This window comes from Mesorhizobium sp. B263B2A, from assembly GCF_020165775.1.
Lineage (GTDB): Bacteria > Pseudomonadota > Alphaproteobacteria > Rhizobiales > Rhizobiaceae > Mesorhizobium > Mesorhizobium opportunistum.
Genome location: NZ_JAIUIU010000024.1, coordinates 1 through 15,957 on the forward strand (window position 1 = coordinate 1; position 15,957 = coordinate 15,957).

Below are 15,957 nucleotides of genomic sequence, written 5' to 3' on the forward strand. Positions count from 1 at the left end.
GCACCGCATCGGCGCCGAAGGCGGCGGCGTTGCGGAAGATCGAACCCATATTGTCGTGGTTGGAAATGCCGACGAGCCCCCCGCCGCGGGCCCCGGCGGGGGGCTGAGTCGCGGTTATTTCTTGGGGAGGTACTGGTCAGGCATCGGGGAACCGGGGAACCACTTCTCGTAGAGCGTCTTCCAGGTGCCGTCCTGCATCGCCGCATGCAGGGCGGTGTTCAATGCCTCGCGAAACTTGTCGTTGCCCTTGCGCAGGACGAAGCCCGCGGGCGCATCGAAGGAGGGGATGTTCACCGCGATCTTCAAGTCCGGATAGCGAACCGCATAGTCCTTGGCTGCCTCGTAATCGAGGAAATGAGCATCCACCGTGCCATTGTTGAGCGCCGAGACGGCCGAATTGTTGTCAGGAAATTTGACGAGATCCGTTCCGACAAAATTCTTCGCTGCGTAGATTTCCTGCAGCGTACCCTGGACGACGCCAAGACGCTTGCCCTTGAGCCCGTCCGCCGACTTCATGGCCTTGTCGGCGGTAAGCACCGAGAGATAGCCCGCGAGATAGCCATCCGAAAAGTCGACAGTCTTCTTGCGCGCATCCGTCGTCCCGATCGCGGCGACCGCGACATCGAAGCGCCCGTTGGCAACCGAGGGCATAAGCGCCGAGAATTCCTGGCCGGTGAAGATCACCTGGTCGGGTTTGAATCCAAGGCGGCCGGCGACGTTGCGAAACAATTCAAGGTCGAACCCGGTGAATGTGCCATCCGCCTGGGTGAAAGCGTATGGCTTGGCGTCTCCCATGGTGCCGACGCTGATGACCTTCGCATCGATGAGGCCATAGGGATTGTCATCCGCCGCGGCGGCGCGCGAAACTAGACCCGCTCCGATGCACAGAACCATAAGTGCCATTGCGCCGGTCTTTGCCGGCGACATCAGCGACTTGAGAATTCCAATCCTGCTCATGTCTTCTCTCCACTCTGAAGGTTTGTTTTTGTTGGCACGTTCTTCTTGGCATTCGCGTCGAGCCCGCAATTTCAGGCCTCACATCGTTGGTCGCCGCGGAAGCGGCTCGCACGGGGGCTGTCATCATGCCTCCTGGCTCGTTCATCTCTCAAAGAGACCGGTCTCTTATTGCGTGAGACCGGTCTCTTCGATAATGGTTATCGCCAGATTGACCTTCCGTCAACAACTCTTGTAGTCGTTCGTCCGATGAAAAGAACCGCGCCCAAAACCCGCTCGATAACAGTCAGCGACGTCGCCCGCGCGGCGGACGTGTCGAAAGCGACAGCCGCGCGCGTGCTCGGCGGATACGGCGTCGTCAGCGATACGATCCGCGCGGACGTCATGGCCGCGGCCAAGGCACTGGATTATCGTCCGAACGAACTGGCCCGCAGCATGACGACCGGCCGGTCCGGCATCATCGGGGTGGTTGTCGGCGACATTGAGAACCCGTTCTTCAGCCTGGCGGTGCGCGGCATCAGCGATGCGGCAAGGGCGGCCGGGTTCAACGTGATCCTGGCCAACTCCGGCGAGAGGATCGAAGTCGAAAAGGCGGCCGTGCGGCTTTTGATCGGCAAGCGTGTCGACGGGCTGATCGTCACGCCATCGGAATCGCGCGACATATCACACCTGCGCGACATCCATCGTTCTGGCCGGCCGCTTGCGCTGCTTGACAGGGCGCTGCCCGACCTGGATGTCGACACCGTCACCGTTGACGATCGCGGCATCGCCATGCGGGCAACCAGCATCCTTGCGGATGCCGGCCACCGCAACATCGCCTATGTGACCGCGGTCGACGCCGAAGGGCAGGAATACCGCGATCTCGGGCAAATCTACACGTCGTCGGTCCGTGAGCGTATCGACGGTTTCCTCACCGTGTGCCGAGAGGCTGGGATGGACCGGCCAGAGCGTCACGTTTGCCTTGGCGCGACAAGCCCTGTCGAAACCCGTAGGATTGCTGACAAGCTGCTGTCCGGACCAGATCGTCCGACGGCGATCCTTGCTTCCGACAGCGTCATAGCGCTGGAGATATTCAAGGTGATCCGCGAGCGCGGGTTGCGGGTTCCGCAGGACATTTCGCTGATCACCTTCCATGATGCGGATTGGACCAGCGTGACAACCCCGCCCATCACCGTCATCGACCAGCCCGTCTACGCGCTTGGCAAGGGCGTCGCGGAATTGCTCATCCGGCGGTTGAAGGGCGACACACAACCGCCCGAAAGGCTCATCCTGCCGACCACGATCATTGAACGCGGATCCGTTGGCCCGCCCTCAAACAGAAGGCCGTAGGCACAAGTCGTTCGTGGTGCCGCGACTGCAGCTCAGCCCAGCAGATTGCGTGCCGTGCGCATGAAAATCCTCGAGCCGATCGGGATCAGGTCGTCGGGAAAATCATAGTCGGGATTGTGCAGGGCAGGGTGCCGCTCGCCGGCGCCGAGGAAGAACATGGCCGACTTGGCGCTATGGCCGAACAGGCCGAAATCCTCCGAGGCGCGCATCGGCAGGGCTTCTTGTCCGTGCGCCACACCCTCTTCGTCGAGCGCGCGCTGAAGATGCTCCACGGCGTCCGGTGCGTTGACGCTGGCGACGAAGATCTCGTGATAGTCGAAGCGCGCGGAAAGCCGATGCCGGCCGGCGATCTCGGTGACCAGAGCCTCGGCTGCAGCGCACAGATCCGCCATGCGCTCGTCGCGGCGGGTGCGCAGCGTCGCCCAGACCTCTCCATGCGCGGGCGCGATGCCGAACACGGCTTCGCCCATCGCGGCATGGGTGACGGTGACCATCGAGAAATCATCATCGGCGAAGGTCGCGCGGCCGAGCGCGGGCAAAGCCGGCATCATTTCGCTGATCGCCAGCATCGGCGAGATGCCGGTCTCGGGCATGGAGGAATGCGCGGTCTTGCCCTCCAGCACGATGCGCATGCCGCGCGAGGCGCAGTTGACCACGCCGGGCTTGAGCCGCACCTCGCCGAACGGCACGCCAGGCAGATTGTGCAGCGAAAACGCAAAATCCGGCGCGATCTCGCCGAAACGGGGATCGGCGACGACGCCGGCCGCGCCATTGCCAGTCTCTTCCGCCGGCTGGAACATCAGCACGACGCGGCCGCTGGCAGGCCGCTCGCGCCCGAACTGGCGGCCAAGCGAGGCGAGGATTGCCGTGTGCCCGTCATGGCCGCACATATGCGACTTGCCCGGCACGCGTGAGGCGTGCGGCACGCCCGACAGCTCCTCGATCGGCAGCGCGTCGAGTTCCGAACGAAACAGGACGGTCGGTCCGTTTTTGCCGCTGTCGTATATGGCCGCGACGCCGTGGCCGCCCAATCCGGTCAACACTCTGTCCGGTCCCGTGTCGGCGAGGAAGGAGACGACCTCTTGTGCCGTCTTCTCCTCCTCGTTCGAGATTTCCGGCTGCCGGTGCAGCTTGCGCCGCCACTCGGTCAGCTCGACGATGTCGCGATTGGTCAAGCTCATGCTTTGCGCCTCCGCATCAAAAACCGATGATGAATTGCTAGCGACAAATGACCGTGCCTGCCACAGTCCAAGTGCCGGGCTTCAGCGGGCCAGAAGTGTGGCGACGTCCCGCGAAGGGCCTAAACACCGTTCGCAGCGGTCGACACCGCCGCGAACGGGGCTTGAGATTGCCCTACTGATTGATCTCGGGTTCGACCAGCTTTGCCAGGTTCCTGAGCGATTCCTGCCAGCCGAGATAGCAGGCCTCGACCGGAATGACGTCCGGAATACCGGCCTGGGTGATGTCGATTTCGGTGCCGACCGACACTTTCTTCAGGATGACCGTCACCTGGATCTCGCCGGGCAGGTTGGGATCGTCGAACCTGTCGGTGTAGCGCAGGCGCTCGCCGGGAACGAGTTCGAGATATTCGCCGCCGAAGGAATGGCTGTCGCCGGTTGTGAAGTTGCGGAAGGACATCTTGAACGTGCCGCCGACCTTGGCTTCGAATTGATGGACCGTGCAGGTGAAGCCGTTCGGCGGAAGCCACTTGGCCAGCGCGTCGCCTTCGACGAAGGCGCGATAGACTTTTTCCGGGCTGGTGGTGAGAACGCGGTGTAAACGTACGGTACCGGGCATATCCTATCCTTTCATGATGCCTGTTCGACGCCCCTAGGACGAACGGGGCCTGGCCAGTCCGACACAGGCTGTCAGATTTTTCGGGCTCCGGCTACGGGCCTGTCTGTCCATGGCCTGCGGCAGCTCAGACCGATTTGGGACTCGATTTTATGACGCCTGGCCCAATCGCCGAAAACCAGGAACCGGATAGCCATTATGAGGAGAGTGTTTATAACGGTCGCTGAGATCGAGATGACCAAGGGGAGACGATGCGTTACATACGTCCGCTTTCAATAGAAGATGCCGTTGGCCAGTTGGCCGGATCAGCCGGCACATCGGCCATTCTCGCGGGAGGCAGCGACCTCCTGGTCAGGATGAAGGGCGGCTTTGTCGAGCCCGACCTGATCGTCGACATCAAGGCGATCGCGTCCCTGGGCGAGATCAGGGAAACGGCCGAAGGCTTCAGCATTGGTGCTGCGGTGCCCTGCGCGGTGCTCGGCGAAAACAAGGCGCTGAAGAAGGCATGGCCGGGCGTCGTCGAAGCCGCCAAGCTGATCGGCTCGAAACAGGTGCAGGGGCGCTGCACCATCGTGGGCAATCTCTGCAACGCCTCGCCGGCGGCGGACAGCGTGCCGGCGCTGGTCGCGGCCGGAGCCAAGGCTGTGATCGTCGGTCCCTCGGGCAAGCGCACCATTGCCGTGGAGGCCGTGCCGACCGCGCCGGGCAAGACGTCGCTGGCCAAGGGCGAGATCATCGAGGCGATCCTGCTCGACAGCCAGGCGCCGCGTTCGGGCGATGCCTATCTGCGGTTCATTCCGCGCACGGAGATGGATATCGCCGTGGTCAGCGCCGGGGTGAACCTGACGATCGACGAACACGGCGTCATCAAGGCGGCCCGCGTGGCGCTGGGTGCGGCGGCACCGACCGTGCTTCTGGTCGAGGAGGCCGCCGAGGCGCTTATCGGCAGGAAGCTCGACGAAGCGGCACTGGAGCGGCTCGCCAAGGTCTGCGCCGGCGCCTGCCGCCCGATCGACGACAAGCGGGGTACAATCGATTTCCGTAGGAAGGTCGCGGGTGTGCTGGCCAGGCGTGCCGCCACTTCGGCTTATACACGTGCAGGAGGCAAATGATGGCCGGCGTAGCAGTCTCAACCACAATCAACGGCGACAGCGTCGAGTACCTTTGCCAACCTGACGAAACGCTGCTCGATGTGCTGCGCGATCGGCTCGGGCTGACCGGCGCCAAGGAAGGCTGCGGCACCGGCGATTGCGGCGCCTGCAGCGTCATCGTCGACGACCGGCTGGTGTGCTCGTGCCTGGTGCTGGGCGCGGAAGCCGAGGGCCGGCGCATCGAGACCGTCGAGGGCATGGCGCATGGCGACAAGCTGCATCCGCTGCAGCAGAAGTTCCTCGAACACGCCGCCCTGCAATGCGGCATCTGCACGCCGGGCTTCCTGATCGCGGCCAAGGATCTTCTGGCCAAGAACCCCGACCCGACCGAAGAGGAAATCCGCTTCGGCCTGGCCGGCAACCTTTGCCGCTGCACCGGCTACGACAAGATCGTACGCGCCGTCCAGGACGCGGCGAACGTGATGAAGGGAGCGCACGCATGAACTTCGATCCGCGTTTTTCCGGGCGTAAATTCGCATCCGTCGGCACGCGCCCCATCCGTCCCGACGGCGTCGACAAGGTGACCGGCCGCGCCCGCTACGGCGCTGACTTCAACATGGCCGGGCAATTGGTCGGGCGTGTCCTCAGAAGCCCGCACGCACATGCCAAAATCCGCAAGATCGACACCTCGAAGGCGGAGAAGCTTGCCGGCGTCAAGGCGGTGATCACCGCCGCCGACTTGCCCGACCTCACCGATGGCGATGCCGCCATGTACGACATCCTCGACAATTGCATGGCGCGCACCAAGGCGCTCTATGACGGCCATGCGGTGGCCGCTGTCGCCGCTGTCGACGCCCGCACGGCCAGGCAGGCGCTGAAGCTGATCGAGATCGACTACGAGGTGCTGCCGCACGTCACCGACGTCGACGAGGCGATGAAGCACACGGCACCCCTGATCAACGACGCCATCTTCACCGAGGGCCTCGAGGAAAAGCCGGTAAAGCCCTCCAACGTCACCAAGCGCAGCCAGTTCGGCCATGGCGATGTCCACCAGGGTTTCGGCCACGCCGATTTCATCGTCGAGCGCTCCTTCAAGACCGAGCAGACGCACCAGGGTTATATCGAGCCGCATGCCTGCGTGGCGAGCGTCTCGTCCGACGGCACCGCGGACCTGTGGGTCTGCACGCAGGGCCATTTCGTCTACCGCCAGCATTGCGCGCAACTGCTCGGCATGGAAGCCTCGAAGCTGCGCGTCACCTCGTCGGAGATCGGCGGCGGTTTCGGCGGCAAGACCCATGTCTGGGCCGAGCCGGTGGCGCTTGCCTTGTCGCGCAAGGCCGGACGGCCGGTGAAGCTGGTCATGACCCGCGACGAGGTGTTCCGCGCCTCGGGCCCGACCAGCGCCACCTCGATCGACGTCAAGATCGGCGCCCGCAAGGACGGCACCATCACCGCCGCCGAAGCGACGCTGCGCTATTCCTGCGGCCCCTATGCCGGCTCCTGGGCCGAGATCGGCGCCATGACGGCGTTCGCCTGCTACAAGCTCGAGAACGTCAAGACCGTCGGCTACGAGGTGCTGGTCAACAGGCCCAAGACCGCCGCCTATCGCGCGCCCTCGGCGCCGATGGCCGCTTTCGCGGTGGAAAGTGCTGTCGATGAACTCGCCAAGGAGATCGGCATGGACCCTGTCGACTTCCGCATCAGGAACGCCGCGCAGGAAGGCACGAGATCGTCCTATGGGCCGGTCTACGGCCCGATCGGCATCGGCCCGACGCTGGAAGCGGTGAAGAACCATCCGCACATGAAGGCACCTCTGGCCAAGAACCAGGGCAGGGGCATGGCCTGCGGCTTCTGGTTCAATTTCGGCGGCCAGACCTGCACCGACCTGAACATCGGCATGGACGGGTCGGTGTCGCTTGCCGTCGGCACGGTGGACGTCGGCGGGTCCCGCGCCTCGCTGTCGCTGGTGGCGGCGGAGGAGCTCGGCATCGATTATGCCCAGGTCAAGGCGATCGTCGCCGACACGTCGAGCCTCGGCTACAACGACATGACCGACGGCAGCCGGGGCACCTTCTCGTCCTCCATGGCGACGATCTCGGCTGCCCGCAACGCGATCAAGATCCTGCGTGAGCGCGCCGCGCAGATGTGGGACATTGCCGTCGACGACGTGGTCTGGGAACAGGGCCATGCGGTCGCCAAGGGCGAGAAGCACGGCAATCTCGGCAAACTGTCGCTGAAGGAGATCGCCGCCCAATCCGGCAAGACCGGCGGGCCGATCGCCGGCCACAGCGAACTCGTCGCCGATGGCGCCGGCGTGTCCTTCGCCACCCATATCTGCGACATCGAGGTCGACCCCGAGACCGGATCGACCAGGGTCATCCGCTACACGGTGGTGCAGGATGCCGGCAAGGCGGTGCACCCGACCTATGTCGAGGGCCAGTACCAAGGCGGCGCCGCGCAAGGCATCGGCTGGGCGCTGAACGAGGAGTATATTTACGGCAAGGACGGCCGGCTGCAGAACGCCGGCTTCCTCGACTACCGCATCCCGGTCTGCTCCGACCTGCCGATGATCGACACGCAGATCCTGGAGATTCCCAACCCCAACCACCCCTATGGCGTGCGCGGCGTCGGCGAAACCTCGATCGTGCCGCCGCTGGCGGCGATCGCCAACGCGGTGTCGAACGCGGCCGGCGTGCGTATGACCCACATCCCGATGTCCCCGCCACGGATTCTCGCGGCGATCGAGGCGGAACGGGAAGGGTAGGGCGAAAGCTAGGGATAAGGTGTGTTGAGATTCAGGTCAGGCCGAGCCGAAAGTGGCGGGTTCCGAGAACCGGAGCGGAGCGTACTTGAAGTACGTGAGCACCGGAAGCGCAGGAACCTGCCATTTGCAGGCCGGCCTCACCTGAATATCAGCACACCGTAGCGCCGATGGTCGAAGTCACCCTTTGGGGCGCCCTCGGCCAGCTCGCCGGCGGCAAGAGCAAGGTCGAGGTCGAAGCCAAGGACATCAGGGAGCTGTTCAGGAAACTGGCTGAACAGTATCCCGGCTTCGAGCCATGGATCGATCGCGGCATTGCCGTGGCGATCGACGGCACGATCTACCGCGACACGTGGAGCAAGGAGCTGCCGCCCGGGGCGGAGATTTTCCTGCTGCCAAGATTGGCGGGAGGATGAGGGCAAGCGTCTCGTTACGATTGGGGCATGGGTCTCCGAACGTCTTGTTAGGGGACGCAAGCAGACTGTCAGGTTTAGCGAATTGGGGTCAGGTGGACTGATTTTTGGGAGAACCAACAACCTGGTTAGCCACCGGTAAGAATTCCAAAAACACCAATTTAATGGCATCTCATTGAAACCTGCTGTCTATTAGAAGACTGTATAACTACCAGTTTTTCATCGCCTCTTGAGATTTACCCGTATCTCATCACCCAGGAACCAACCACCTCCCTCGCTCCACGAAGAGATGATTCCGCGAGTCTCAAGCCATTGGACCAATGCACGATTTTCATCTGATCTTGGCAGTCTTGGAGTGTGATATCCTGTCGTGATCTCAGAAAACGGATATGGAAGCGCCGCAAGCACTTCGCGCGCTTCGTCGACCGCCATAGTCGAGTGAAACTTGTTGAACAGGGAAATCTGCGTCTCAACGGGCCTTGAATTCAGGATCAGTGACCGCGCTTTAGCCGCATCAATGCCTGATATACGAACGTTGGTGCGGTCAAGAATCGGGCCTATGAGTGCTGCTCGTTTGGGCAGTTCCGTTAGCGTATTCAAATCCATCAGGTCGATTATCGCGCGCTTATCGTCATCTGCTATGTCGGCTTGAAGAAGCCCTTCTCGGAAGACGTCGTCGAGACCGAACATTCCGGGATCGGTGAGATAAGCTTCGATGTTTTCTGCCATGAAAAGGACCGGCAAGTCTGTATTGACGTCTAGGCTTTCAAGGGTCTCCTTTGAAAAGGTGATCTTGCGCTCCTCTATGAGAATAGTAAGCTTCGAAGAATCGAGGCTTTTGGGAAAATTCTTGAACGTATTGGGCAACGCTCGGACATATTCCCGGTAACTGTCATCGCTCAGTGCATTCGCGTTAACAAGGAATTGGCATAGCGGCAGTGTCTCGGGACCGTTACGCAGACTGTGCTTCAGAATTACCGCGCGCACATCTTTCCGATCAAGATAGGCCACCAGAATTTCCGCTGCGAAGCCACTGCCTCCCATGAACGAGATACAATTGTCCCATGTCGGCGTGATACGTCGCAGCTCAAATACCGTGGCGTGCAATTTCTCCGGAACACCCTCCAGCGCTGGCAGGAGAGCCGTCTGTCGACCGAGAAATTCACGAAGATTGTCTTCGTCAAGTTCCTCACGACCTAGGAGATCGGTTATGGCTGCCGCATCTTCTCCAGAATTGTCGTGAAGCTCAAGGAGCACGTCGCTAAGATAGATATCAAGATCGCGTTCGACCCTGATGATCAAGGCAGGATCTGTGAGCGAACGCAGCGTAGTGTAATTGCACTCGCGAAACGCCATGAGATTGGTCTCGCCCATGACCTCGCGATAGATGTGTTCCACATTGGCAATCGAGAGTTCAAAAAGGCCACGTCTTGCCATGAAGCGCACGATGCCGGTTAACTTTCCTATTGCCGGAAGGTCTCGAACCTCGAAGCCAATGCGCTCGAGGCGTTCGGGTGCCAAGTCAGGTGCAAGTGCCAGAATTTCAGAGAGTTTCGCCGCGACGAAATCTGGGAACTCGTCGCCATTGCGTGCTAGTGTTTCTAGCGCCCTTTCCGGCAGGTTGGTTACCAACTGTGTAATATGGGAAAGACTGCGCTTGCTGGCGATTGCCGTCGGAACGAACTGCCTCCATTCGTCAGCCAGGCGGAAAAGCAACTTGGGGACGGCGCGTCCCGTGGCGTAGTAGGCCTCTAAGAAATCTTCGCAGCCTTCGAACTGGGACCCGATGAACTCGAAAAACCTACGAGTCTGATCGCTGTACCGGCTCGCCTCGTTTAGAAGGCAGTCAACCAATTTGACGTTAAGAACATAGCTTTGCCCGAAGTCCGCTTCGCGCATCGCTGCGATGACCTCATTTGGGTTGTCAATCTGAAAGTCGGGGTCGGGGGTAAAGAACGCCCGTATCTGGATGAGAAACTTGTTGTCATTAGGCGACAGCCGACCAGAATGGAACAGTGACGTATATTGATAATACGTATCGTCCAGATGGCCTTCTAGAATCAAGAAGCGAGCCAACTCGCCCTTCTCGCCGAAGCCGTCGAAAAGGTCAGTCACACGGTCGGCGCTTGAACGCACGAGTTCATTGAACTTGGCTGTTCGAAGTGTCGCGATCTTCGCTCTAAGCTCGCGAATCCGTTGCAAGCTCTCGCTCTTGTTGGCTTCAGATTTGCTTTCAATTTCCGCCTTGCGCTGAAAGTAGGTTTTCTCCCTATCCACTTCGTTCTGCAAGGCCGAGATATCGGTCCGCTGTCCCCTACTATAGACATCGCGGAAGGTAATATGAGGAAGTGCGATTAACTGTTCAAACGCGTCGTGCCCAACGAGCGAGTGAAGTGCGATCCAAGACTGCCCGTCAAGGCTGATGCTATTGACGTTCGCAGGAAGCATCTGAACGAGCGTCATTGCGTAGATTTGGCGCAATTCTTTCAGATCAGAGGGTGTCTGCCTTTCGGCAACGTCAATCTTTCGTTCGATTTCCGCTATCTCTGCCTTACAGGCCACCTCCTCGTGCGCAACGAGTTCATCGTGGCGGCCCAGAATGTCAGCGAGATTGCCTTCGCCCCGGTGCAGTTGTTCGAAGTCCCTGGGGTAGACGTTCTTATATATCAGGACCGCAAGAAGCTTGTTGGCGTTGAGAGTATTTTCGTCGTCGGTCTCCAAATTAGCGACGTAGATGGCGTATTCATTGAAGACATTTTGAATAAGTCTCAAGTCGTCTAGATACCGGGAGACCTCTCTAAGGAATTGTCGATCAAGACGACCGTCGAGTTCAAGCCTCTTTCCCTGCTCCAGCACCATATCAATCGAGTTCGAAGCGTTTATGATGGGAATAACTGGAATGACGAATTCGAAGAACTTGGTCCGGTCCGTATTAACAAATACGTCGTCGCGCAGTGCGTAAAGAAATCTAATAGTTCGCCTGACTCCCGCGTTCGCATTCACCAAGCCGTTGATTTCACGCAACGTCACGAATATTTCTGCATCTTCGAATCTGTCCAGATCCTCTATTATTACGAGATCATATTCTGTTGACTGGAAGAAGTAGATAATTTCATCCAAATGACGGTTAAGTATTGAATCGAGATTGTCTGATGCCGGCCTAATTTCTATGTCTTTTAGAGAGATGCTTTTGAGTGACAGCCCAAAGCTGGCGACATAAAATTTGTGCAGCGCAGCCCACAAAAAAAGCAACGAAAACCCGAATATTGTGAAGTTAGGCCAATTGCTGAATTCGAGTGGATCGAAAAAGGTGCCGCTGATTATCGCTTCCCGCTTTTTGAATACGTACCAAATCGAAAGTAAGCCGCACATGATGTACAGCGATTTGAAGATCGACAGGACGCCAGGGGATTGAATTCGCTTAAAGCGCGACAGCGGAAGTTTGTTGGCATCTGCACCATACAGCATCTGCTGCAGTATGCTTCTTTCAATCTCCTGCCGGCTCACTTTGAGATTTGGGGTGCTAGCTTCTTTGTCGCCTGGTGGACTGGCCTCTTTCACGAACGCCGCAAGAGATATGTGAAGTGAAGGTCTTCGGTATCTTTTCAGGAACGATTGGATGATGCTGCTTTTTCCTGAACCATAAGGCCCTGTCAGCGCTATATTGTTCACTTTCGGGTCTGTCGTCGCGAAGAGCAAAGCTTCGGAATATACACCGGCCTTGTCAGCTTGGTCGGTCGGTGCAAGATTTACAAATTTTGCTTTTGTGACGGCGGGTCGACCAATACCTTCCAAGAAGGCACCGAAACTAGTGAACCTGCCACCCAGTCGATTTGTTAATGTTGAAATTCGTTCGCCCATAAGTGACCTAAATATCACTGATCCAAGCGACAAATATCACTGAGGAGCCGGAAAACACCAACTTTTCATCTCCAAGAACTCCGCATTTGGGAATCGATCAGTAGAGTCCTGCCGCCCGCAATCATAGCGGTAAGAAGCCATAGGCAATAGTCTCGATGATTGGCAGCTTTCGGGCGCTCACGGCATCAGCCGCAACGACCGAGATAGGGCGCAAAACAGCCATTCAGGATCAGCTCTCGCTCCGGTCGTTCTCCGGCACCGGCGAATAACGGAGCCGTCTCACGCATTGCGGTCGTGACAAGCGGATGTCAGGTGCAGACAAGGCATCCGTGCTTCGGGTAGAGTTCCGCCGGGAGCGACATACATTGAGGGAGGTATCGAGGTGACCGAAGCCAACCCAAGACCACTCGCCGAGATCGCCAGCTATCACGCCCACATCTACTACGCCGGGCAGGCCGAGCGGCAGCATGCGGAATGGCTGCGTCTTCGCATTGGCGAACGGTTTCGCGTGCGCCTGGGGGCCTGGCATGACAGACAAGTCGGGCCGCATGAGCAGGCGATGTTCCAGGTCTCGTTCGCCAATGAGGTCTTTGCTTCGCTGGTGCCGTGGCTGATGCTGAACCATCGCGGCCTGAGCATCCTCATCCACCCGAACACGACCAACCCGAAGCGCGACCATCTGGTCGATCCGGTCTGGATAGGCCGGCCGCTGGGCGTGCATGGTGATGTCCTGCCGGACGAGCATGAGGCGGAAGAGGCGCTGGAGCCTAATACCGAGCCGACGCTCAAGGCATAGCGGTTCCCAGCGCGGCCGCGACCTCCAGCGTGGGCGCGGAGCGTCTGCTTCGAACAACCGCAGGGCATTGCGTGATGCCGTTGGGTGCGCTTCTATCCGTGGCGGGGCATAAGGGGGGTAATCATTTGTCTGCCAGGAACCAAACGTCCACCGGCCATGAAGCGAGCGAGGCGGGCTGGCTCGACCTTCATTTCGAATCGTCGCGGCCCGAATATGAGGCGGCCTTGCTCGACGCCGGCATCCGCCCGGGCTGGCGCGTGCTCGACGCCGGTTGCGGCAGCGGCGGCTTCCTGCCGCTGATCGCCAGGGCCGTCGGCCCCTCCGGCTTCATCGCGGCACTCGACCTTGCGCCCGAAAACATCGCCCGGGTCGAGGCGCTCGCGGGCACGTTGTCCGGGCCGCCGGAAATTGCCACGCATGTCGGCAGCATCCTGTCGCTGCCATTCGCCGACGCCTCGTTCGATTGCGTCTGGTCCGGCAATGTCATGCAGTATCTGACTCCTGCCGAGTTCGAGCTTGCCGTCGGCGAGGCCAGGCGGGTGCTGAAGCCGGGTGGTATCTTCGCCGTCAAGGATTTCGATTCGACCATCCTGCAGATCCTGCCCATGGACCGCGCCCTGCTGGCGCGCTTCATGGCGGCCAGGCTCAAGGGATTTCGCGACCGGGGCGTGCTCGGCACCGATTGCGGTTCGACGCTTCCGGCGCGCCTGCGACAGGCGGGCCTGGAGGTCGTCAGCCGCAAGGGCTGGCTGGTCGAGCGCTGGGCGCCCGCGCCGCGCTTCACGCGCGACTATGTTCGCGACCTGCTGGCCTATTTTGCCAGCGTCGCGCCAGGCTATGCCCTGCCTGACGCCGACCAGGCCTATTGGCGGGAGTTGAGAGAGTGGCCCGATCGCCTGCTCGACGATCCGGACTTCTGCTACCGCGAGTTCTTCGTCATGGCCGTCTGCCGGATCTAGGTCTGGCGGATCTAGGTCTGGCGGGTTTAGGTCTGGCGCAAGGGGCGGCGGACGGTTGCGCGGAAGCGCAGATCGCGCATCAATGCACCACCGCCCGCAGCCGCTCGCGTAGCTCACGCGGTGCGCGGCTGCCGCCAATCTCAAGCTCAATACTTCACGTTGAAGTTGAGCGTGACCTTTTCCTCGTGCTGAAGCTTCTTGCGGTCGGTGCCGTACACGTACTCCGCCGAGACGGAGGTGTTTCCGGCAGGGTCGACGTTGTAGAAGAGACCGGCGCCGTATTGATCCACAAACCGCTCGCCAATCGCGTCCCAGTAGAGATTGGCGTTGGCTTTGGCATAGAAGCGGTGACCGAACTTCTCGGGATAGAGGAATGCAGTGAGTTCGAAATCTCCGCCCAGCCAAAGGTATCGCGTGTTGTCAGCCAGTCCGGTCAAGCCGCCGTCGTTGACCTGCACGCTGTCCACCCGAAGGATCGGCGTAACGTACCAGCTGACATAGGGGTTATCCTTGCGCGTGATGCCCAGATGGTACCGCTCATCGTAGGGCTGAACCGTTGCCTGGAAACCGTAGCCGCTAGCTTCACCATGAAAGTCAGTAAGATAATACGCGCCGGCGGTGACGTAAGTGTATCGGAAGAGGCCACCCTGAAGCTGAAGCTGGCCATCCAGGCCGATCTCGGCGTTGCTTTCGAGATCCCGATTGCCCGACCCGAATTCGCCTGTCAGGTCCGAGTAGGCGGCCAGTGAATAGCCAGCCAGGAAGCCTTCAGCTATGTCCTGCACGCCCGGATCCGGGCATGCATTGCGGAAGAGGACTATGGCAGTGGCGGCGTCGATGGTCGCGGTCGTCTGACCGGCTACGTAGTCATGATCGACCCGGATCGACGCTCCCTTTGCCTGCTCAGCGCCGAGCGTGTTGTCATAGAGCGACATGTCGACCTTGTCGCGGCGCAGGAAAAGCTTCTGCTTGACCGAGCATTCCGGCTCAAGGTCTTTCTCACCCGTCTCTATCGCCGCATCGATGCCAGTAAAATCGACGTTGGCATCCTTGATCGGCAAGCGCCCATTGTCTTGCGAAAGCTTGTCGTAAAGCGGGCCGACAGTGGCCTGCACGGATTCGTCGTCCGTGAGACGGCTTTCCGCTGTGTCGTAGATGGCCTGAATCTCTTTTGCGCTCAATTTGCCGTCGGTCGGAGCGACATCGTAGGCGCGCAATACGGGGCTGGCATAGTGGAGGGCGAGAATGTGCATCTCGCCCTTGTCCAGATAGCCATCGTGGTTGAGGTCGTACCGTTCAACCACGGACTCTTCCGCGGCCGCTGCAGAACTCAGTGACAGCAGCGACACGACAGGCACCGTCAACAATCGCAAGGTCCTCATCCGATCAGGACCTTCCAGCCCATCTTCTTGTACTTTCGCAAAACGATCGTCGTGACATCATGGACGGTCTTCGCTTTGCTGAGATCCGCCACAGTGATCTTCAGGCCATCATCGCGAAATGGCTTGTAACTACTGATCATATCCGGAAGCACGAGTGCGGGATTCGCACCGTCGAAGAAATCAGTCAGAGGGTCGAGCGTGTCGACCCCGATCGTGCCATCTGGATCCAGTATCACTCTCAGGCGAGCTGACACAATGCTGACGCGGATGCTCTTCCCACTTAGGCTGTAGGCATAAATCGACTTTTTTATCATGGCCCCCACCATTTCTCTAATTTAGTAATGTCTTAACGATATTCCTCAATAAAGAGAAAGTCGAGACGGGCCTTTGTCTGTGTGATTATTTATTTTGCCCCCAATGCCGACGATTCGAGTGCGGCAGAAGGAGCTGTTCAAGGAAGTCGGGAGCGGGGTGGATAGATTGAAGCGCAAGCCAGAAGATCGGTTTTGATTATTTTTTTACCATTGCCGACATTCTGCTTGAGTTGTGTTCCGGCGGTGCGCAAGGCCAATACTATTGGTTCTCTTTTCTGTAGGTGCTCCAGCGCCTCGTCGCAT

General features: G+C 59.7%; 13 protein-coding genes and 1 pseudogene. 7 read left to right on the forward strand and 7 right to left on the reverse strand.

The window, feature by feature from the left end; translation table 11 throughout:
• Together LB568_RS33875 and LB568_RS27420 are read right to left on the reverse strand one after the other, a co-directional pair.
• Positions 1-127: pseudogene (locus tag LB568_RS33875) on the reverse strand (RNA methyltransferase); the annotation flags it as partial.
• Complete coding sequence (locus tag LB568_RS27420; RefSeq protein WP_412033933.1) at positions 115-927, reverse strand: ABC transporter substrate-binding protein; 813 nt, start codon at positions 925-927, stop codon at positions 115-117. The pseudogene LB568_RS33875 and the gene LB568_RS27420, both read right to left, overlap by 13 nt.
• Positions 928-1,203: 276 nt before the next feature.
• On the opposite strand from LB568_RS27420, the gene LB568_RS27425 reads away from it, so the two are divergent.
• Entirely contained in the window at positions 1,204-2,283 is a 1,080-nt protein-coding gene (locus LB568_RS27425) for a LacI family DNA-binding transcriptional regulator (RefSeq protein WP_224731773.1), read from the forward strand.
• A 32-nt stretch (positions 2,284-2,315) separates the two neighbouring features.
• On the opposite strand, the gene LB568_RS27430 is transcribed toward LB568_RS27425, so the two are convergent.
• A complete protein-coding gene (locus LB568_RS27430) occupies positions 2,316-3,464 on the reverse strand; it encodes an amidohydrolase (protein ID WP_224731774.1) in 1,149 nt (382 codons plus the stop codon).
• Positions 3,465-3,636: 172 nt separating this feature from the next.
• Entirely contained in the window at positions 3,637-4,080 is a 444-nt protein-coding gene (locus LB568_RS27435) for an SRPBCC family protein (protein WP_023778963.1), read from the reverse strand.
• A 248-nt stretch (positions 4,081-4,328) separates the two neighbouring features.
• Between LB568_RS27435 and LB568_RS27440 the strand changes: the two genes are divergently transcribed.
• The 4 genes from LB568_RS27440 (at position 4,329) to LB568_RS27455 (ending at position 8,345) form a co-directional block, all read left to right on the forward strand.
• Entirely contained in the window at positions 4,329-5,189 is an 861-nt protein-coding gene (locus tag LB568_RS27440; protein ID WP_224731775.1) for an FAD binding domain-containing protein, read from the forward strand.
• Positions 5,189-5,671: a (2Fe-2S)-binding protein gene (locus LB568_RS27445; protein WP_013894213.1), complete on the forward strand. Its 483-nt coding sequence runs from the start codon at positions 5,189-5,191 to the stop codon at positions 5,669-5,671. Before LB568_RS27440 ends, LB568_RS27445 begins: the two co-directional genes overlap by 1 nt.
• Complete coding sequence (locus tag LB568_RS27450) at positions 5,668-7,932, forward strand: xanthine dehydrogenase family protein molybdopterin-binding subunit (RefSeq protein ID WP_224731776.1); 2,265 nt, start codon at positions 5,668-5,670, stop codon at positions 7,930-7,932. The genes LB568_RS27445 and LB568_RS27450 overlap by 4 nt, the downstream gene beginning before the upstream one ends.
• A 167-nt stretch (positions 7,933-8,099) precedes the next feature.
• Positions 8,100-8,345, forward strand: coding sequence for a MoaD/ThiS family protein (locus LB568_RS27455; protein WP_013894215.1), 246 nt, complete (start codon positions 8,100-8,102; stop codon positions 8,343-8,345).
• Positions 8,346-8,561: 216 nt separating this feature from the next.
• Here the strand turns inward: LB568_RS27455 and LB568_RS27460 are convergent, their stop codons facing one another.
• Complete coding sequence (locus LB568_RS27460; RefSeq protein WP_224731777.1) at positions 8,562-12,203, reverse strand: ATP-binding protein; 3,642 nt, start codon at positions 12,201-12,203, stop codon at positions 8,562-8,564.
• A gap of 382 nt (positions 12,204-12,585) precedes the next feature.
• On the opposite strand from LB568_RS27460, the gene LB568_RS27465 reads away from it, so the two are divergent.
• Both LB568_RS27465 and LB568_RS27470 read left to right on the forward strand, forming a co-directional pair.
• On the forward strand, positions 12,586-12,999 hold the full coding sequence (locus LB568_RS27465) for a DOPA 4,5-dioxygenase family protein (protein WP_224731778.1): 414 nt from the start codon (positions 12,586-12,588) through the stop codon (positions 12,997-12,999).
• Positions 13,000-13,124: 125 nt separating this feature from the next.
• Positions 13,125-13,958, forward strand: a complete 834-nt coding sequence (locus LB568_RS27470; RefSeq protein WP_224731779.1) for a methyltransferase domain-containing protein — start codon at positions 13,125-13,127, stop codon at positions 13,956-13,958.
• A 146-nt stretch (positions 13,959-14,104) separates the two neighbouring features.
• On the opposite strand, the gene LB568_RS27475 is transcribed toward LB568_RS27470, so the two are convergent.
• Together LB568_RS27475 and LB568_RS27480 are read right to left on the reverse strand one after the other, a co-directional pair.
• On the reverse strand, positions 14,105-15,331 hold the full coding sequence (locus LB568_RS27475; protein ID WP_224731780.1) for a hypothetical protein: 1,227 nt from the start codon (positions 15,329-15,331) through the stop codon (positions 14,105-14,107).
• A 5-nt stretch (positions 15,332-15,336) separates the two neighbouring features.
• Entirely contained in the window at positions 15,337-15,654 is a 318-nt protein-coding gene (locus LB568_RS27480) for a hypothetical protein (protein ID WP_224731781.1), read from the reverse strand.
• Between the last annotated feature and the right edge of the window lie 303 nt (positions 15,655-15,957).

Bases quoted from the DNA above. Each gene is read 5' to 3' on its own strand.
- LB568_RS27420 (WP_412033933.1), bottom strand. From the start codon at position 927: ATGTCGCCGGCAAAGACCGGCGCAATGGCACTTATGGTTCTGTGCATC.
- LB568_RS27425 (WP_224731773.1), top strand. From the start codon at position 1,204: ATGAAAAGAACCGCGCCCAAAACCCGCTCGATAACAGTCAGCGACGTC.
- LB568_RS27430 (WP_224731774.1), bottom strand. From the start codon at position 3,464: ATGAGCTTGACCAATCGCGACATCGTCGAGCTGACCGAGTGGCGGCGC.
- LB568_RS27435 (WP_023778963.1), bottom strand. From the start codon at position 4,080: ATGCCCGGTACCGTACGTTTACACCGCGTTCTCACCACCAGCCCGGAA.
- LB568_RS27440 (WP_224731775.1), top strand. From the start codon at position 4,329: ATGCGTTACATACGTCCGCTTTCAATAGAAGATGCCGTTGGCCAGTTG.
- LB568_RS27445 (WP_013894213.1), top strand. From the start codon at position 5,189: ATGGCCGGCGTAGCAGTCTCAACCACAATCAACGGCGACAGCGTCGAG.
- LB568_RS27450 (WP_224731776.1), top strand. From the start codon at position 5,668: ATGAACTTCGATCCGCGTTTTTCCGGGCGTAAATTCGCATCCGTCGGC.
- LB568_RS27455 (WP_013894215.1), top strand. From the start codon at position 8,100: ATGGTCGAAGTCACCCTTTGGGGCGCCCTCGGCCAGCTCGCCGGCGGC.
- LB568_RS27460 (WP_224731777.1), bottom strand. From the start codon at position 12,203: ATGGGCGAACGAATTTCAACATTAACAAATCGACTGGGTGGCAGGTTC.
- LB568_RS27480 (WP_224731781.1), bottom strand. From the start codon at position 15,654: ATGATAAAAAAGTCGATTTATGCCTACAGCCTAAGTGGGAAGAGCATC.